Source organism: Mesorhizobium sp. M7A.F.Ca.US.007.01.2.1 (assembly GCF_003998165.1).
GTDB classification, from domain to species: Bacteria; Pseudomonadota; Alphaproteobacteria; order Rhizobiales; family Rhizobiaceae; genus Mesorhizobium; species Mesorhizobium ciceri.
In genome coordinates this window covers 1-14,945 of sequence record NZ_RZQP01000155.1, presented here as the reverse complement: position 1 = coordinate 14,945, position 14,945 = coordinate 1, and the positions used below count along the sequence as shown (strand labels likewise).

20 protein-coding genes and 1 pseudogene are annotated in these 14,945 nt (G+C 61.3%); 12 read left to right on the top strand and 9 right to left on the bottom strand.

The annotated features are described in order from the left end of the window. Nucleotides 1-423 (bottom strand): annotated as a pseudogene (locus EN949_RS23850) (hypothetical protein); the annotation flags it as partial. Between the two features lie 193 nt (nucleotides 424-616). On the opposite strand from EN949_RS23850, the gene EN949_RS23845 reads away from it, so the two are divergent. After that, entirely contained in the window at nucleotides 617-1,069 is a 453-nt protein-coding gene (locus EN949_RS23845; RefSeq protein ID WP_013531548.1) for a membrane protein, read from the top strand. A 91-nt stretch (nucleotides 1,070-1,160) separates the two neighbouring features. Next, a complete protein-coding gene (locus EN949_RS23840) occupies nucleotides 1,161-1,397 on the top strand; it encodes a hypothetical protein (RefSeq protein WP_027161660.1) in 237 nt (78 codons plus the stop codon). A 10-nt stretch (nucleotides 1,398-1,407) separates the two neighbouring features. Here EN949_RS23840 and EN949_RS23835 read toward each other — a convergent pair whose 3' ends face one another. Further along, on the bottom strand, nucleotides 1,408-1,665 hold the full coding sequence (locus tag EN949_RS23835; RefSeq protein ID WP_013531550.1) for a hypothetical protein: 258 nt from the start codon (nucleotides 1,663-1,665) through the stop codon (nucleotides 1,408-1,410). 294 nt (nucleotides 1,666-1,959) lie between these two features. Here EN949_RS23835 and EN949_RS23830 point away from each other — a divergent pair, with 294 nt between their 5' ends. From EN949_RS23830 to EN949_RS23815, 5 genes are all read left to right on the top strand, one after another. Next, on the top strand, nucleotides 1,960-2,154 hold the full coding sequence (locus EN949_RS23830) for a DUF2934 domain-containing protein (protein ID WP_032808298.1): 195 nt from the start codon (nucleotides 1,960-1,962) through the stop codon (nucleotides 2,152-2,154). Nucleotides 2,155-2,243: 89 nt separating this feature from the next. Further along, the gene (locus EN949_RS23825) at nucleotides 2,244-2,420 is read left to right on the top strand and encodes a hypothetical protein (RefSeq protein WP_013531552.1); all 177 of its coding nucleotides are present in this window, start codon (nucleotides 2,244-2,246) and stop codon (nucleotides 2,418-2,420) included. Then, entirely contained in the window at nucleotides 2,417-2,953 is a 537-nt protein-coding gene (locus tag EN949_RS37280) for an alpha/beta hydrolase (protein WP_245459524.1), read from the top strand. The genes EN949_RS23825 and EN949_RS37280 overlap by 4 nt, the downstream gene beginning before the upstream one ends. A gap of 65 nt (nucleotides 2,954-3,018) precedes the next feature. Further along, nucleotides 3,019-3,312, top strand: a complete 294-nt coding sequence (locus EN949_RS37275) for an alpha/beta hydrolase (protein WP_348630568.1) — start codon at nucleotides 3,019-3,021, stop codon at nucleotides 3,310-3,312. A 123-nt stretch (nucleotides 3,313-3,435) separates the two neighbouring features. Continuing rightward, on the top strand, nucleotides 3,436-3,846 hold the full coding sequence (locus tag EN949_RS23815; RefSeq protein WP_013531554.1) for a DUF427 domain-containing protein: 411 nt from the start codon (nucleotides 3,436-3,438) through the stop codon (nucleotides 3,844-3,846). 43 nt (nucleotides 3,847-3,889) lie between these two features. Here the strand turns inward: EN949_RS23815 and EN949_RS23810 are convergent, their stop codons facing one another. Both EN949_RS23810 and EN949_RS23805 read right to left on the bottom strand, forming a co-directional pair. Next, entirely contained in the window at nucleotides 3,890-4,309 is a 420-nt protein-coding gene (locus EN949_RS23810; protein ID WP_027161658.1) for an HD domain-containing protein, read from the bottom strand. Nucleotides 4,310-4,333: 24 nt separating this feature from the next. Next, nucleotides 4,334-4,729, bottom strand: coding sequence for a GFA family protein (locus EN949_RS23805; protein ID WP_027161657.1), 396 nt, complete (start codon nucleotides 4,727-4,729; stop codon nucleotides 4,334-4,336). Nucleotides 4,730-4,929: 200 nt separating this feature from the next. Between EN949_RS23805 and EN949_RS23800 the strand changes: the two genes are divergently transcribed. After that, nucleotides 4,930-5,538, top strand: a complete 609-nt coding sequence (locus tag EN949_RS23800) for a cysteine hydrolase (protein ID WP_063168024.1) — start codon at nucleotides 4,930-4,932, stop codon at nucleotides 5,536-5,538. 100 nt (nucleotides 5,539-5,638) lie between these two features. Beyond that, nucleotides 5,639-6,913, top strand: coding sequence for a DUF763 domain-containing protein (locus tag EN949_RS23795; protein WP_063168023.1), 1,275 nt, complete (start codon nucleotides 5,639-5,641; stop codon nucleotides 6,911-6,913). Nucleotides 6,914-6,936: 23 nt separating this feature from the next. Here the strand turns inward: EN949_RS23795 and EN949_RS23790 are convergent, their stop codons facing one another. From EN949_RS23790 to EN949_RS23770, 5 genes are all read right to left on the bottom strand, one after another. Continuing rightward, nucleotides 6,937-7,380, bottom strand: coding sequence for a PPC domain-containing DNA-binding protein (locus EN949_RS23790; RefSeq protein ID WP_127366151.1), 444 nt, complete (start codon nucleotides 7,378-7,380; stop codon nucleotides 6,937-6,939). 44 nt (nucleotides 7,381-7,424) lie between these two features. Next, nucleotides 7,425-7,742 (bottom strand): hypothetical protein, encoded by a 318-nt coding sequence (locus EN949_RS23785; protein ID WP_013531559.1) that lies wholly within the window; start codon nucleotides 7,740-7,742, stop codon nucleotides 7,425-7,427. Nucleotides 7,743-7,859: 117 nt separating this feature from the next. Then, the gene (locus EN949_RS23780) at nucleotides 7,860-9,440 is read right to left on the bottom strand and encodes a DHA2 family efflux MFS transporter permease subunit (protein ID WP_127371022.1); all 1,581 of its coding nucleotides are present in this window, start codon (nucleotides 9,438-9,440) and stop codon (nucleotides 7,860-7,862) included. A gap of 11 nt (nucleotides 9,441-9,451) precedes the next feature. Beyond that, a complete protein-coding gene (locus tag EN949_RS23775; protein WP_245459128.1) occupies nucleotides 9,452-10,627 on the bottom strand; it encodes an HlyD family secretion protein in 1,176 nt (391 codons plus the stop codon). A 98-nt stretch (nucleotides 10,628-10,725) separates the two neighbouring features. After that, nucleotides 10,726-10,896: a hypothetical protein gene (locus tag EN949_RS23770; RefSeq protein WP_127366153.1), complete on the bottom strand. Its 171-nt coding sequence runs from the start codon at nucleotides 10,894-10,896 to the stop codon at nucleotides 10,726-10,728. Nucleotides 10,897-11,078: 182 nt separating this feature from the next. Between EN949_RS23770 and EN949_RS23765 the strand changes: the two genes are divergently transcribed. From EN949_RS23765 to EN949_RS23755, 3 genes are all read left to right on the top strand, one after another. Then, nucleotides 11,079-11,696 (top strand): (2Fe-2S)-binding protein, encoded by a 618-nt coding sequence (locus EN949_RS23765; protein WP_127366154.1) that lies wholly within the window; start codon nucleotides 11,079-11,081, stop codon nucleotides 11,694-11,696. 1 nt (nucleotide 11,697) lies between these two features. Continuing rightward, nucleotides 11,698-12,720: a xanthine dehydrogenase family protein subunit M gene (locus tag EN949_RS23760; protein WP_127366155.1), complete on the top strand. Its 1,023-nt coding sequence runs from the start codon at nucleotides 11,698-11,700 to the stop codon at nucleotides 12,718-12,720. 3 nt (nucleotides 12,721-12,723) lie between these two features. Beyond that, nucleotides 12,724-14,945: xanthine dehydrogenase family protein molybdopterin-binding subunit (locus EN949_RS23755; RefSeq protein ID WP_164782536.1), on the top strand; the 2,222-nt coding region annotated here is incomplete at its 3' end.

The following is a 14,945-nucleotide window of genomic DNA, read 5'->3' as shown; positions in this document are numbered from 1 at the left end:
GCCGGTCTTGCCCTGAGCCTGCTCGTCGGTCTGCATCTTGGTCTTGCCCTGGGCCTGCTGGTCGGTGGTGGTGCCGGCCTTGCCCTGAGCCTGCTCGTCAGTCTTCAGCTTGGCTTTGCCCTGGGCCTGCTGGTCGGTGGTGCTGGCCTTGCCCTGAGCCTGCTCATCGGTCTTCAGCTTGGCCTTGCCCTGGGCCTGCTGGTCGGTGGTGGTGCCGGCCTTGCCCTGAGCCTGCTCGTCGGTCTTCAGCTTGGCTTTGCCCTGGGCCTGCTCGCCCATCTTGGAGCCGTTCTGGCAGTCAGCCTGCCCGGAAGCGCAGTTGGCGTCCGCGCCAGATTGGCTTTCGGTCTGTTGTGTCTGAGCCACCGCCGTTCCACAGCCGAGCCCGATGGCCAGCATGCTGGTAATGAGAACACGTTTCATGGGAAATCTCCCTGGGTAAGGTTCGTCCCTTCACTGGGTAGAACCAGCACCCAAAAAAAATGTTCCGAGATAGATGCGTGAGTGCTAAAAAACGACCCCGCTTGAGATCATACGATCGCGGGCGGAAGCCGCCGTTAAAGCGACCTTTTCAACCTTGGCGATTGCCCTAGCTGTCTCCTGAGAGGAGACCGACATGGCAATTTATAGTCTGAGAGTGGTCAGCTTCATTTTCGTTGCACTGGCTTTCGCTCCGGCCGCCGCGCATTTCTTCGCCATGTTCAACAAGATGAAGCTCGACGGGCCAAACTATCTGGCTGCGCAGCGCGCCTATGATGGATGGAGCCTGTTCGGCATCGTGGTGCTGGGAGCATTGCTCTCCACGGCCGCCCTGGCGATCCTGCTCTATCGAGCGAGCGCATCTTTCGGCTTGGTTGTTGTCGCCTTTCTAAGCATCGGCGCCACGCAGTTTGCCTTCTGGACGCTGACCTATCCAATCAATCAGGCGACCCGGAACTGGACTGTCCTCCCTGAAAACTGGGAGCTGCTGCGGCGCCAATGGGAGTATTCGCATGCCATCGCCGCAGGCCTCAACGCCTTGGCGTTGCTGGTGCTTTTCATATCGGCGCTTCGCCCTGCGGTGCGTTGAACGACCACGTCGTCACCAGCACGGCCAGCGGGCAGGAACCACCATGAAGCGGAATCATTGAAACGCCAGATGTTCCAGCGCGGCAGGAAAAATGAAACGGTACTATTTTGATCTTCAAAACGGTGACGGCGCGGTACCCGACGATGACGGGCAGCTGTTCGAATCCCGGGAACAAGCCAGAGCGGAAGCAATTCGTATTTTGCAGGATGTCGCCCAAGACGAAATGCCCGACTGCGATTTCGTCAAGATAACCGTCAAGGTACGCGATGAGATCGGTGCGCAGATGTTTGAGGCGTCGCTTGTTCTGACCTCCGGATGGAGCGTTTGATGTCGCAGTGCTAGCGGCGATACCGCACCGGGATTTGCACGACATTCTCCGATCCAGGCAGATCAAAGGCCATGGCCAGCTGACGTACGGAGGCCATCTCCACGATCAGTTCTTCAATCGAAAGGTCTGGCAGGCCGGTCTTCACCCTCTGCCTCACCCTGGCCGCAAGTTCATGAACCCGCACCGGGACGAAAAGCGGGCTGTCGTCCAGCAGCTTGCTGATTTCGATGACCACATCGGCGTCGATGTCTTTCGGCAATTCCCGCATGAGCGTCACCTCCAATCGAAGCAACAGCCCGCCATGTCGATGCGACGGGCGATCCGGCTTTGAGCGCCGGGCAGTGGGATCGGAGAGGGACGTGCTCGGCGCTGGCCGATAGCCTGATTCATAAAACTGCGAGCATAGGTGTGTCACGAAAAAATATCGGTACGAAATTTACCAAGCCGGTCATTCCATGCAATCCACAAGGGCCTTCCCGAAATCCGGCAGCGGCTGTTGCCGACAGAGGAGGAACAAAAAATATGGCCCGGAATTGAGACTGACGAATTGGAGGATCTAGCCATGGACAGCAGGGAAGAAAAGATCAAACGACGGGCCCATGAAATCTGGGAACAAGAGGGCCGGCCGGTAGGCCGCGAGCAGGAGCACTGGGATCGGGCCGTGCAGGAGATCGAAGCTGAGGGTTCGGAGACTGAACGTGGCCCGGTTCTGCCTGACCCGACAGTTGCGGCCGATTCCAATAGCTCGAAGCGTTGATCGGCAATCCCATGGCGTCTTGAGGACCCCGGTCGGGCAACCAAATTGGCGGAACCTCGTTTGCCGGGCATCAACCAGAGGAGGTTTCGATGAAGAGGTTCTTTTCATTCCTGGTCTTGGCCGCTGCCCTTGCGCTCGGCGCCTGCGACAACAACACCGAGCCGATGAAAGCCACCAGCAACAAGAACCCACAGGTTGATCAGGCCGCCAGACCAGGCCCCACGACTGGCGGCGACCAGCCAGCTACGGTGCCTCAGAGCAAATGAACTCCGTCTCACATTGCGACACACCTCTGCTGCGCGTCGCCTATCTCGATGGTGGACCGCAGGACGGCGCCCCGGTTGTCCTGCTGCATGGCTGGCCCGACGACGCGACGACATACGCTCGTATTTCGCCGATGCTTCATGAATCTGGCTTCCGTACGTTTTCCCCTTGGTTGCGAGGCTTTGGGCCGACATCGTTCCTGTCGAAAGAAACCATGCGCTCGGGCGAGATTGCCGCGATGGCGCAGGATGTGCTGGATTTTGCAGATGCGCTTGGCATCAGCCGCTTTGCAGTTGTCGGACATGATTGGGGCGCTCGGATATCCTATCTGCTCGCGTCGGTTTTCCGGACCGCATCAAGTGCTGCGCTGCGCTGTCCCTCGGCTGGCAACCAGGCAAACCAGCAACGCCGGCGCCCGAACAGGCGAAAGCATTTTGGTATCAATGGTTCATGGCGACCGCACGGGGCGCCGAGTTCGTACGAAAGAACGGCAAGGAATTCGCCAGGTATCAGTGGGACAGCTGGGGTCCATTAGGCTGGTTCGACGACGCCATTTTCGATGGCGTTGCGAGCTCGTTCGAAAATCCTGACTGGGCGGATGTGACGTTGCATTCCTATCGGGTCCGGTGGGAAGAGGCCGAGCCCGATCCGCGTTACGCCGAACTCGCCCGCCGGCAAGCAACGGTCAAGATCATCACCGTGCCGATCCTGACGCTTCACGGTGGTGACGACCGCGTTGTGTTTGCCCAGTCTTCAGAGGGGCTCGAAGAGCATTTCACCGCGTTCTACAGGTGGGTGGTGCTGGATGGCATCGGACACTTCCCGACGCGTGAGGCTTCTGATCAGGTTTCGCGAATGTTGGCTGCGTTTCTCGATAGCCATGGCAAGCGCTGAAGGAGGGGCGCCATCGACCCCATAGTAAAGACCGGAACCTGACGCATCGCCGCGCATTTCGTCTCCATGCATGACGAACCGAAATGCGGTCTCGCAATCAATCGGCAGCCAGGGAGAATTTGGATGCAAGCTTCAGGCGCAATCTCAAGACACCATGCTGGCCAGTTGGCCATAGAACCGTTTGCGGGCACGGTGACGGTACGATTTTCCGACGCCATAGTCGCTGCCACGGAACGGGCGAAAGTGCTTCAGGAAGAAGGACATGAGCCCGTGTTCTATATTCCTTTCGAAGACATCTATTTTGACCTTTTCGAAAAAACGAACACCACCAGCCGCTCCCCTTTGAAAGGTACCGCGAGCTACTGGCGCGTCCATGCCGTGGGCAGCTCGGCTGACGATTTCATGTGGGCATACGAGACGCCTGAAACCGCGGCGCGGGCCATTGCACGTCATGGTGCATTCGATCCGGAAAAGGCGCGCATCGATGTCGAGCCCGCGGAGGACAGAAGGCATACGCCCCACGTCACGGAGTAGATTGCCCGTTCTCACCGGCGCGAGCTGAAATTCAAGGCTGGTGCTAACCGCGTGGAAACTCTTCATCAAGGATGCGTAGTGCCTCCTCGTATCTGACGGTTGATGCCCCGGCCTGTCGTGCCTGCCAGATATTGTCCGCCAGATCCGCGCGCTTCACCGGCAGCGCCAATGGATTCGATGCCGCTCGTCGCACGAACGCGAAGTAATCCTCGCCGTCCCTACGCGACATGGCGTCGACGGCCGACGCGATCGTCGGGCCAAAACCGGCCTCTTCCAACCTGGTCCGGTCCCAGCCTTCGCCCTTTTCCAGGACGTCATGGAGATAGGCGACGACCTTCTGATCCTTGGTTTCGACCGCGTCAACGACACGGCGACAGTGCTCGATATAAGGTCGCCCGGTCTTGTCGCGCTGTGCCTGGTGGACCTCTTCGGCAATCTTGGCCGCCCGGTAAAACATGCTCATCAGGCTTCCCCTTCAGACATGGTTTCACCATCGCTCCTCGGTGTCGTGGTGCGGCAGGTCCATTCCGCAGCAAACCCAGCCAAGTCGCTGCCTCGATCCATAATTGTAGCGCGGCTCCAGGCGAGCCGGATCGTCGAACGTTCCGACATGAAGCGCGATCTCTCCCGGCGATGCGTCATAGGCGAGGCTGAGCGGCGATCCGCAGGCGGAGCAAAACCCCCTGCAGGCAATCGGCGAAGACCTGCGATAGGTCGGCGTCGCATCGGTCCAGGTCACGCTTTGGGAAGGCACCCAGGCCAGAACCGCGAACGCACTGCCGGTCGCTCGCCGGCACATATCACAATGGCAGTAATGCACTCTCGGTTCGCTTCCAACGCGGAAGCGGATCGTGCCGCAGAGACATCCTCCGCTCAGTTCCATTTTGGCGCCCCGGTTGACTTGCGGCTCCAACGCCTCTCGCGCGGTCTCATGCGAGCACCTCCATTCATCACAGCGAAAACGCCGGTCATTTGCGTCGGTTCCTGTTGGCTATCTCAGGAACCAGTGCTTGCGCGCGGCGTTGCGTGTCTTTGCTGGCAAAATGAGGAGTCAGGAATGCTTGGCCGGTCGGAGACGCACTGATGTCGATGCCGGGGCTGGCATACGGTCCCCTGGGCGATCGATGCATGCATGTCTGCGTGGACATGCAGCGGCTGTTTGCCGAGCCGTCTCAATGGGCAACACCCTGGATCACCCGGGTTCTCCCGCAGATCGAGACGCTGGTCGAAAGACGCGCGCCGCAGACGGTCTTTACACGCTTCCTGCCAGCCAAGAAGCCGGGGCAGGGCGTCGGCACCTGGAAGCGCTATTATGAGCGCTGGGCTTCACAGACGATCGAGACGATCGGGCCTGAAATGACCGAACTGTTGCCGTCTTTAGCCGGCTACTGCCCGCCAGCGGCGATCATCGACAAGCACATCTACTCGCCCTGGTTCGAAGGGCGCCTCAGAGCCTTCCTGGTGGAGCGCGGCATCGATACGCTCGTCATCACCGGTGGCGAAACGGATGTTTGCGTTCTGGCCACGGTGCTCGGAGCCATCGATTTCGGCTATCGCGTGGTTCTCGTCACGGACGCGCTATGCAGTTCTTCCGATTCAACCCACGACGCACTGCTGACCGTTTACCACCAACGTTTCGCGCAGCAGGTCGAGACGGTTGAGATGGAAACGGTTCTCTCGAACTGGACTTGACGTTCGCCAACTCGGCTCGGCGGAAAGTGTCCATGCTTCCTTGCGCGGTTTGGCTGCCTATCTGTTAAGAGAATAACGGACACCAGAACGGATAGCAGACGTGACGCAACGATCGGGAAGTGCTGATCTTCCACTCCATGGCGGGCGCGTGCCAAAATGGCTCGGCGACCGCATGACGCGTCTTGGCGCCGTGATGTGCGAAGCGATCATTCATCACTATGGTCGAGACGAACTGCTGCGACGGCTGGCGCATCCGTTCTGGTTCCAGTCCTTTGGTGCTGTCATGGGCATGGATTGGCATTCGTCGGGGATCACGACCAGCGTCGTGGGCGCTTTGAAGCGTGGCCTCACGCCGCTTTCCGGCGAGCTCGGCATTCATGTCTGCGGTGGTCGCGGCGCGCATTCGCGAAAAACCCCGCATGAACTCGAAGCCATCGGCCAACGCGTCGGCTTTGACGGAGCGGGCCTGGCCACCGTCAGCCGTCTTGTCGCCAAGGTCGACAGCGCCGCAGTCCAGGACGGTTTCGATCTTTACCTGCATGGTTTCATCGTCACCGATGACGGTCGCTGGGTCGTGGTGCAGCAAGGCATGAACGGTGACAGCAAGGTGGCGCGCCGCTACCATTGGCTCTCCGAGGGGCTCAAGAGTTTTGTCGACCAGCCGCATGCCGCCATCGAGGGCATCAATCAAGGCGAGATCGTCAACCTGACCGACAGGCGCGCCGACGCGTCGCGCCAAGGGCAACTGAACCTTTTGCAGGAGCTCGGACCCGATCGCATCCTGGGCGAGCTTGCAGCATTGGAGCGTTGCGCGGAGCCGAGGCGCCGGCAGGAACCGGAGCAGCCGCTGCTGCCGCATTTGGTCATGCCGGCCCATCACGACGTTCGCGAAAGCGATGTCGTCATGCATCGTCTTCACGGCAATATCGCCGCCGCCGCGGACCGCGGTCCCACCGATTTCGCCGAGCTCCTTCTGGTCCCCGGCGTCGGCGCGCGCACGGTGCGCGCGCTGGCCCTCGTTGCCGAGGTGGTGCATGGCGCGCCTTGCCGCTTTTCCGATCCCGGCCGCTTCTCGCTGGCGCATGGCGGCAAGGACAGGCACCCGTTCCCTGTGCCGCTTAAGGTCTATGACGAGACGATCGGCGTGCTGAAGTCGGCCGTGCAAAAGGCAAAGCTCGGTCGCGATGAAGAAATCGGCGCCTTGAGGCGGCTCGACGATCAGTCGCGGCAAGTCGAACGATACGTCACCGGCCTCAGCCTGAAGGAAATTGTCGCGGGAGAATTCGACCAGTCGCATCTGCTTGGCGGGCGCAGCGTGTTCGGGTGGGAAGCGGCGCCGGACACAGCACCTGCTGAGCGGAGCAAGAAGGCCTGAGAACGAGCCAGAGCGGCTGGAGATCAATCGTCCAGATCGATGAGCGCGACACCGAGATCCGGGCGCTTGCTGCGGCGCAGATGGCCGGGCGCTTCCACCAGGGTGATTTCGAGCGTTGGCCGAACGATGCCATCAAGCAGATGTCCACCCCGGGTGGTGCCATCGCTCAATCCCAGCACCGCATGGACGTGCAGGCTGGGCTTATCGTCATCACCCAGTGCGACATCGCCGATCGAGCTCAGAACCTCGCACTGTTCGTCGATAGGGATTTTGCGGTAGGTCTTCGCGTCCGGATCAAACCAGCCCACGGTGGCTTTTTCGAAAGCCCCTATGGCGGTCAGGGACGCGCTGCCGATCTTCTGATCGACCGCGAAGGCGGTCAGTGCCGCGAACGCTTCTTCGCCTGGGTCGAGCACCAGGACAAATGTCCTTTGTCCGCCGATCTCATTGACGAGCTGCGATTTCATCCCTGTCCTTCCATCGTTCGGCCCCATTGAGCGCCGCCGTCAGATCAATGGGCACGGTGTTCCGCATTGCGCTTGCGGGTCGCTGCAGCTTTCTTTGCCGATTCCGATCGGCTTGCGGCAGATCGTGATGCCGATGCCTTGCCGCCGCTTTTGCCGCCTTTGTGCGCCGCCGGATGGCCCGTGTGTTTGCCGCGGCCCGAACCGCCTTCCTTCTTGCCGCCGCCATCGTCCTTGTTGACGGTTGCCCATGCGCGCCGCTCTGCCTCCTTGTCGGAAACCCCGCGCTTCTCATAACCTTCGGCAATGTGGTCGGCTTTACGCTCCTGCTTGTCAGTGTACTTCGATTTGTCGCCTCGTGGCATGGCCAGCTCCTCCTGTTGCACAAGGGCTGAACGTCGACTCGACGCGCTGGTTCCAACGGAAGTTCGCGAAGCCGAAGCCGCATGGCGGGGCAGCGCCATACACCGCCGCGGCGCGAGCTAACGCTTTTCGGGCCGGGGAGAGCGCAGCAGCAAGGCGAGGGGAACGAGCAGTGCGGTCGCTACCGCGCAATACCGAAAGACATCGATATAGGCGAGCAATGAGGCCTGCCGCGCTATCAACTGTCCTATCCAGCCGAGCGCCTGCTGTTTTGCGTCGATCATCGGCGAGCCTTGAGCCACGAAGTGCTCGGTCGCCTGACGCAGAACCTGCTGGTAGGCCGGTGACGACTGTGCCGTGTGGCCGACGAGGTTTGCCTGATGGATTTGCGCGTTCTGGGTTATCACCGTGTTGGACAGCGACACGCCGATGCTTCCGCCGATGTTACGGGCAACGTTGATGAGTGCCGACGCCTGGTTCGTCTGCTGCGGAGCAAGACCGACGTAAGCCGCCGTCGAGATGGGGATGAACAGGAACGGCAAACCGATCATCAGGAAGATGCGCGCGAAGGCAAAGAAGCCGAAACTGACGTCCGGGGTGAGCGATGTCATATGCCAGAGCGCGACAGCGACGACGGACATGCCTGCCATGATCAGGTATTTGGGCTGGACGATGGCGCCGGCAAATCCGGAAATCGGCATAAGCATCAACATTGCGATGCCACCTGGCATCATCGACAGGCCCGACAGGGTCGCCGTATAGTTGAAGGCGGTCTGCTGCAGTTGCGGCATCAACTGGGTGGTGCTGAACAGCACGGCGCCCACCGCCATCATCACCAGGAACGATGTGCCGAACTGGCGGCTGAACAGCAGGCGGACGTCGACGATCGGATCGCGGTGACTGAATTCCCACGGGATCAGCAGCAGAAATGAGACCGCCGAAATCGCCGCGAAGGTCACGATGAAACCTGATGCGAACCAGTCGTTGCGCTGGCCTTCATCGAGAAATATCTCCAGGCAGCCAAGTGCCGTGGCGACCAGGATGAAACCGACCCAGTCTATTCTGAGGCCGCTCTTCAACCGTTCCTGCCGTTCGCGCTCGAGCACATCAGGCTCGATCACCAGCCACTGCACCAAGGCAAGCGACATGATGCCGAACGGGACATTGATGAAGAATATCCAGTGCCAGGAGAAATGGTCGGTCAGCCAACCGCCGATGGTCGGCCCGACTGTCGGTGCGACGATGACGGCAATGCCGTAAAGAGCAAATGCCTGGGAGCGTTTTTCGGGTGGAAAGGTGTCGGCGAGAATGGATTGTTCGCTGGGTGCCATGCCGCCGCCGCCGAGGCCTTGAAGGATCCTGAAGACGATGAGCATTTCCAGATTGGGCGCCAGGCCGCACAGCAGCGACGCTATGGTGAAGATCGCCACGCAAAGCATGTAGTAACGCTTGCGGCCGATGACGCTGGCCAACCAGCCGCTAACCGGGATGATCACGGAATTGGCGACCAGATAGGTGGTGATCACCCAGGTGCTTTCGTCCATCCCGGCCGCGAGGCTGCCGGCGATGTTGCGCAGCGCCACGTTGGCGATCGAGGTGTCGAGCACCAGCATGAAGGTGGCGATCGAGACGACGACGGCGATCAGCCACGGATTGCGCCCGCCGGCGGCGGACCGGCTTTCGCTCCGTTCACCAGCCATTTCGACGGCGCTCATCTCACCTTGACTGTCGGCACCACCGACAGGCCTGGACCCAGCAGCACGCCCGGCGGTCGGTCGAAGACGATCTTCACGGGCACGCGCTGCACCACCTTGACGAAGTTGCCGGTGGCATTCTCGGCCGGCAGCAGGCTGAAGGCGGTGCCACTGCCCGCCTGGATGCTGTCGACGCGGCCGTGGAAGTTCTTTTCGGGATAGGCGTCGATATCGATGTCGACGGGCTGTCCCGGCCGCATCAGATCAAGCTGGGTCTCCTTGAAATTAGCCTTCACCCAGACCTCGTCGGGAACGAACATCATCAGCACCTGACCAGGCTGGGCGTAGGTGCCCTTGGCGGCCGTGATACTGGTGGCGAGACCGGCGACAGGCGCGGTTATGATGGTGCGCGACAGCATGGTGCGGGCCTGCTCCTGGCTGGCCTTGGCTTGATTGAGCTTTGCTTGCGCGCTCTTGGTCTGTGCCTGCAGAACAGTGACCTGGCTTTTCGCGGCAGCGACGTTTGCTCCGGCGCTGTCGAGGGCGGCCTGGTCCTGGCGCAGGGTAGAAGCGGCCTGTTCCGCCTGCTGTTGGGTGGAGGTTCCCTTGGCCAGCAGCTCACGGTTGCGCTTGTCCTCCGCTTTGGCAAACTCGAGCGCGGCCTGGGCCTGCGCCACCTGCTTCTGTGCCGCATCGATCTTGGCGTTTTGTGCTTCGATCTGTGCGCCGACATCGACGATCTCGGCCTGCGCCGAGGCCACACCGGCGTCGGCTTCCGCCAGGCTTGCCTGATAGTCGCTGTCGTCGATGCGCAAGAGCACGTCGCCGGCTTTCACAGACTGGTTGTCGGTGACCGCGACATCGGTGATACGACCCGATATCTCGGCACCGATCGTCACCGTGCGGGCGTCGATGAAAGCATCGTCGGTCGATTCATACTGACGCGCGTCCAGCCACCACAAGACCAGCCCTACGGCAATCAGCAGCACTGCGAGCAGGATGGCGGTGGATATGTAAGGGTGCCGCCGAGGGAAGCTCAGCAGGCTGGGCTTTGGTTCTCCGGCCTGCTTGTCCTGCTTGTGCTCCTGACCGACGTCTCTCCGGTGCTTTGGCGCCGCCTCTGAGGTGGCCCTGCGTGACGTGGCGTGCGTGTCACCGGTTTCAGATTCTTCGGTTTGGGTTTTCGCGTCCACGGGAGAACTCCCAGGAGTTTTGACGTGGCCAGTCAACGACAACTGGTCGTAAAAGGTTCCTGGCGACCGGGCACGGTTTCGCGCCTGGCGGAATTGGTTCAGCCGATTGCCAATCTGACCGCGATGGCCAGGATCACAATACCGACCAAGCCGGCTATGAAGATAACCCGACGCGTGCGCGTTCGCAGGATGATCTCGCCCTGTCTCGCCTGCTCCGCAGAGAACACAGGTCCATTGTCATCGTCCTTGTCATGCCGACCATCGCTCATGATCGCCTCCTTCCGGCCCTTGGCACACAGCGGCTCTTGGCACACAACCATCGCTCGACAGGTGAGGTTCCGGTTACATCGATCCCGCCCGCAGAAAAAAGGATCACAGGCTCGTGAGGAGGGAACTTTGTCCTCCGCGACTGGTTTGGGCCGCTTGAGACCCAGCCAGCCCGGAGCCAGCCATGTCCGATGCCAAGATGTCCAGTGGCCTGAGCAGACGCATGTTCATGACGGCCTCTGTTTCGGCGGCGGCGGCGATGCCGCTTGTGAATTCCCCGACGAGAGCTGCCCAGCCAGCGTCCGCAAAGCCAGCCGCACCGCGCGACTTGTCGGCGGTTTCAATGCGTATCAACAAACAGACCTACAATCTCGCGCTCGACAATCGAACCAGCCTGCTTGACGCTCTGCGCGACCACGTCGGCCTGACCGGCACCAAGAAAGGTTGCGATCACGGTCAGTGCGGCGCCTGCACGGTTCTGATCGATGGAAAGCGGGTACTGTCCTGCTTGAGCTTTGCCGTCATGAACCAGGGGCGGGAGATCACAACGGTGGAAGCCCTGGCCTCGACGGACGGGGAACTGCATCCGGTCCAGCAGGCCTTCGTCGACCACGATGCCTTTCAATGCGGCTATTGCACACCGGGTCAGATCATGTCCGCCATCGGTTGCATCAACGAAGGCCATGCTGGATCGGAAGATGACATTCGCGAATATATGAGCGGCAATCTATGTCGCTGTGCGGCCTATCCCAACATCGTTGCGGCGATCGTCCAGGCGCGCGACGAGATCAGGAGGGCCTAGGATGCGCCCCTTCGTTTATGAAAGACCAACCAGCGTCTCCGCTGCAATCGCCATGGCATCCCGTGTCGATGCCGTGCGCGTTCCGCCAACCGGCGCCGACACGCAATTCATCGCCGGCGGCACCAATCTGGCCGACTACATGAAGCTCGGTGTCGCGCGGCCGGACCGACTGCTTGAGCTCAACACTCTTGCCGAGCCAGCCTTGCGGCAGATCAGGATAAACGATGACACGATCCGGTTTGGTGCACTGGTCCGCATGGGTGAAGCAGCCGACAACGATGACGTCCGGCGGCGTTGCCCGGCCCTTGCCGACAGCCTGAAATTCGCCGCCAGCGGTCAGCTTCGCAACATGGCGAGCCTGGGCGGCAATGTGCTGCAACGTACGCGCTGCGAGTATTTTCGAGAGATTTCCTGGCCGTGCAACAAGCGCGAACCCGGCTCCGGCTGCGCTGCGATGGAAGGGTCCAATCGCCAACACGCCGTGCTGGGTACGAGCGATGCCTGCATCGCCACGTATCACGGCGATTTCGCGCAGGCGCTGGTTGCGCTCGATGCCACCGTCGAGATCGAAGGTCCGCGGGGAGGGCGCACGCTTGCATTTGCCAAGCTGCACAAACGGCCGGGCGACACGCCCGACATCGAGACGGATCTCGCCGCCGACGAGCTCATAACCGCCATCGAAGTGCGGCTCGAACGGTGGAGCAGCCGGTCGCGCTATCTGAAGATTCGCGATCGCGAATCCTACGCGTTTGCGTTGGCGTCCGCGGCTGTTGCGCTCGACATGGATGGCGAGACGGTAAGGAGTGCGCGCATTGCGCTTGGTGGTGTGGCGACGGTGCCGTGGCGGGCGCGCGAAGCAGAGGACGCGCTACAGGGCAAAGTGCTTGACGAAGCCGCGGCGCAAGAGGCTGCCGAGGCTGCCTTCGCCGATGCCAGACCGCGCGAGCATAACGCATTCAAGATACCGCTCGGCAAGCGCACGCTGGTGCGGGCGCTGCTCGAAACCCGGGATATGAAGGGCTGAGCCATGAACCAAGCTGCACCCGCCCCCAGGGAAAACCAGGGCGATCCGGTTGTCCGCATTGACGCCCGGCTAAAAGTTACCGGACAGGCCGGCTATCCCGCCGACATCGTCACGGCCAACGTCGCCTACGGTGCCCTTGCCACCAGCAGCATTGCCCGGGGCAAGGTTTCGGGACTTCACACGAAAGACGCCCGGGCCGTACCCGGTGTGCTGGACATCGTCACCTATGACGATATGGACAAGACCGACACGCCGAAATTCGGCAACACCGGCGCAAGTTCGATCGGGCCTTTGCACGACAAGACGGTTTTTCACGACGGTCAGATCATCGCTCTGGTGGTTGCCGAGACCTTCGAGGCGGCGGAGGAAGCCGCAATGTTGATCCGCGCCGACTATGAGGACGAACGGCCCGCCGCCAGCTTTGATTCCAAGGGCGTGAAGATGGAGCCGGCTGCCGGCAAAAACCCTATGTTCAAGGAGGATGCGAAGGCCGGTGATTTCGATGCCGCCTGGGCGGATGCGACGGTAAAGATCGACGAAAAATATTCGACGCCGACCCAGCATCACAATCCGATCGAACTGTTTTCGACCACCGCAATATGGCAAGGCGACCAGTTGACCATACACGAGCCCAGCCAGAACGTTACCGGCTGGAAGGTGGAACTGGCACGCCAGCTGAAGCTCGATCCGGCCAATGTGCGGATCGTCAGTCCCTATATCGGCGGCGCCTTCGGCTCCAAGGGGCCGATGACGGCACGCACCGCTATCGTTGCCGTCGCGGCGCGACGCATTGGCCGCCCGGTTCGTTGCGTCGTCAATCGCATGCAAGCCTTCGGTACGCAGACCTATCGCGCCGAAACGCGGCATCGGATCCGCATGGGCGCCGGCAAGGACGGCCGCATCACGGCGTTCGGACATGAGGCCTGGGAGGTGACGTCACGCCCGGACCCTTATGTCGTCGGCGGCACGTCCGCCACCGCGCGCATGTACAATTACGGCGCCGTTCTGACGCATGTTTCGCTGGTTCATGCCGACCGCAACACGCCTGGCTACATGCGATCGCCGCCGGAGACGCCTTATGTCTACGCGCTGGAAAACGCCATGGACGAAATGGCCGTGGCCCTCGGCATGGATCCTGTCGAGTTTCGTCGCATCAATGAACCGGAGAAGGAGCCCATCGGAGGCAAGCCATTTTCCAGCCGCTCACTCATCAAGTGCTACGACCAGGCGTCGGAGGCCTTTGGCTGGTCGAAGCGCGATCCCAAGGTCGGCTCGATGCGCGACGGCGACTGGCTGGTCGGGATGGGCTGTGCGACGGCGATCTATCCGACTGCCGCCGCGCCCTGCGCGGCCCGGGTTCGTCTCACCGCCGACGGCGAGGTTCGAGTCCAGTGCGGCTCGCATGAAATCGGCACCGGCGTTCGCACCATCGCCGGCCAGATGGCGGCCGAAAGACTGGGGGTCGGCATGGACAAGATCAGCGTCGAGATGGGCGACAGTGCCTTGCCGCCGGCTCCCGTGTCGGGCGGATCGATCTCGACCGCCAGTGTCTGCTCGGCGGTCATGAAAGCCTGCGACGCGATACGCGGAAAGCTGTTCGCCGCCGCTGCGGGCAGGGGGGCTCCGCTGGCCGGTTCGGGCAATGCGAAGCTGGACTTGAAGGACGAAGAGGTCGTCACCGAGACCGGCAAATCCGCAAAGCTGGCTGATGTCTTCAAGGCTATGCAAGTCGGCGCCATCGAGGAATATGCCGAGTTTGCGCCGAAGGGTTCTTCGCCTGAAGCCCTCAGCAAACTCTATGCCGGACAGTCGGAATTTCATGGTGGAGAGAACGACGAAGATTCGGTCAAATATGCCTTTGGCGCCGAGTTCGTCGAAGTGCGTATCAACAGCTATACACGCGAAATCCGGGTCCCGCGCATCGTCGGGGCCTTCGCCGCCGGGCGCATCATGAACACGCGCACCGCGCGCAGCCAGCTGATGGGTGGCATGATCTGGGGTATCGGCCAGGCGTTGCACGAGGCGACGGAAATCGATCAGCGACACGCGCGCTACGTCAACCGCGACCTGCAGGACTATCTCGTGCCGGTCAACGCCGACATCAAACAGGTCGACGTTATCCTGGTCCCCGAAATCGACCATCAGGTCAACCCTGCCGGCGTCAAGGGTTTGGGCGAACTCGGCAATGTCGGAACGGCTGCTGCCGTGGCGAGCGCCGTCTATCA

What these genes read in the sequence shown, in the direction of transcription:
- EN949_RS23845 (WP_013531548.1), top strand. Translation starts at nt 617, where the DNA reads ATGGCAATTTATAGTCTGAGAGTGGTCAGCTTCATTTTCGTTGCACTG.
- EN949_RS23840 (WP_027161660.1), top strand. Translation starts at nt 1,161, where the DNA reads ATGAAACGGTACTATTTTGATCTTCAAAACGGTGACGGCGCGGTACCC.
- EN949_RS23835 (WP_013531550.1), bottom strand. Translation starts at nt 1,665, where the DNA reads ATGCGGGAATTGCCGAAAGACATCGACGCCGATGTGGTCATCGAAATC.
- EN949_RS23830 (WP_032808298.1), top strand. Translation starts at nt 1,960, where the DNA reads ATGGACAGCAGGGAAGAAAAGATCAAACGACGGGCCCATGAAATCTGG.
- EN949_RS23825 (WP_013531552.1), top strand. Translation starts at nt 2,244, where the DNA reads ATGAAGAGGTTCTTTTCATTCCTGGTCTTGGCCGCTGCCCTTGCGCTC.
- EN949_RS37280 (WP_245459524.1), top strand. Translation starts at nt 2,417, where the DNA reads ATGAACTCCGTCTCACATTGCGACACACCTCTGCTGCGCGTCGCCTAT.
- EN949_RS23815 (WP_013531554.1), top strand. Translation starts at nt 3,436, where the DNA reads ATGCAAGCTTCAGGCGCAATCTCAAGACACCATGCTGGCCAGTTGGCC.
- EN949_RS23810 (WP_027161658.1), bottom strand. Translation starts at nt 4,309, where the DNA reads ATGAGCATGTTTTACCGGGCGGCCAAGATTGCCGAAGAGGTCCACCAG.
- EN949_RS23805 (WP_027161657.1), bottom strand. Translation starts at nt 4,729, where the DNA reads ATGGAACTGAGCGGAGGATGTCTCTGCGGCACGATCCGCTTCCGCGTT.
- EN949_RS23800 (WP_063168024.1), top strand. Translation starts at nt 4,930, where the DNA reads ATGTCGATGCCGGGGCTGGCATACGGTCCCCTGGGCGATCGATGCATG.
- EN949_RS23790 (WP_127366151.1), bottom strand. Translation starts at nt 7,380, where the DNA reads ATGAAATCGCAGCTCGTCAATGAGATCGGCGGACAAAGGACATTTGTC.
- EN949_RS23785 (WP_013531559.1), bottom strand. Translation starts at nt 7,742, where the DNA reads ATGCCACGAGGCGACAAATCGAAGTACACTGACAAGCAGGAGCGTAAA.
- EN949_RS23780 (WP_127371022.1), bottom strand. Translation starts at nt 9,440, where the DNA reads ATGGCTGGTGAACGGAGCGAAAGCCGGTCCGCCGCCGGCGGGCGCAAT.
- EN949_RS23770 (WP_127366153.1), bottom strand. Translation starts at nt 10,896, where the DNA reads ATGAGCGATGGTCGGCATGACAAGGACGATGACAATGGACCTGTGTTC.
- EN949_RS23765 (WP_127366154.1), top strand. Translation starts at nt 11,079, where the DNA reads ATGTCCGATGCCAAGATGTCCAGTGGCCTGAGCAGACGCATGTTCATG.
- EN949_RS23760 (WP_127366155.1), top strand. Translation starts at nt 11,698, where the DNA reads ATGCGCCCCTTCGTTTATGAAAGACCAACCAGCGTCTCCGCTGCAATC.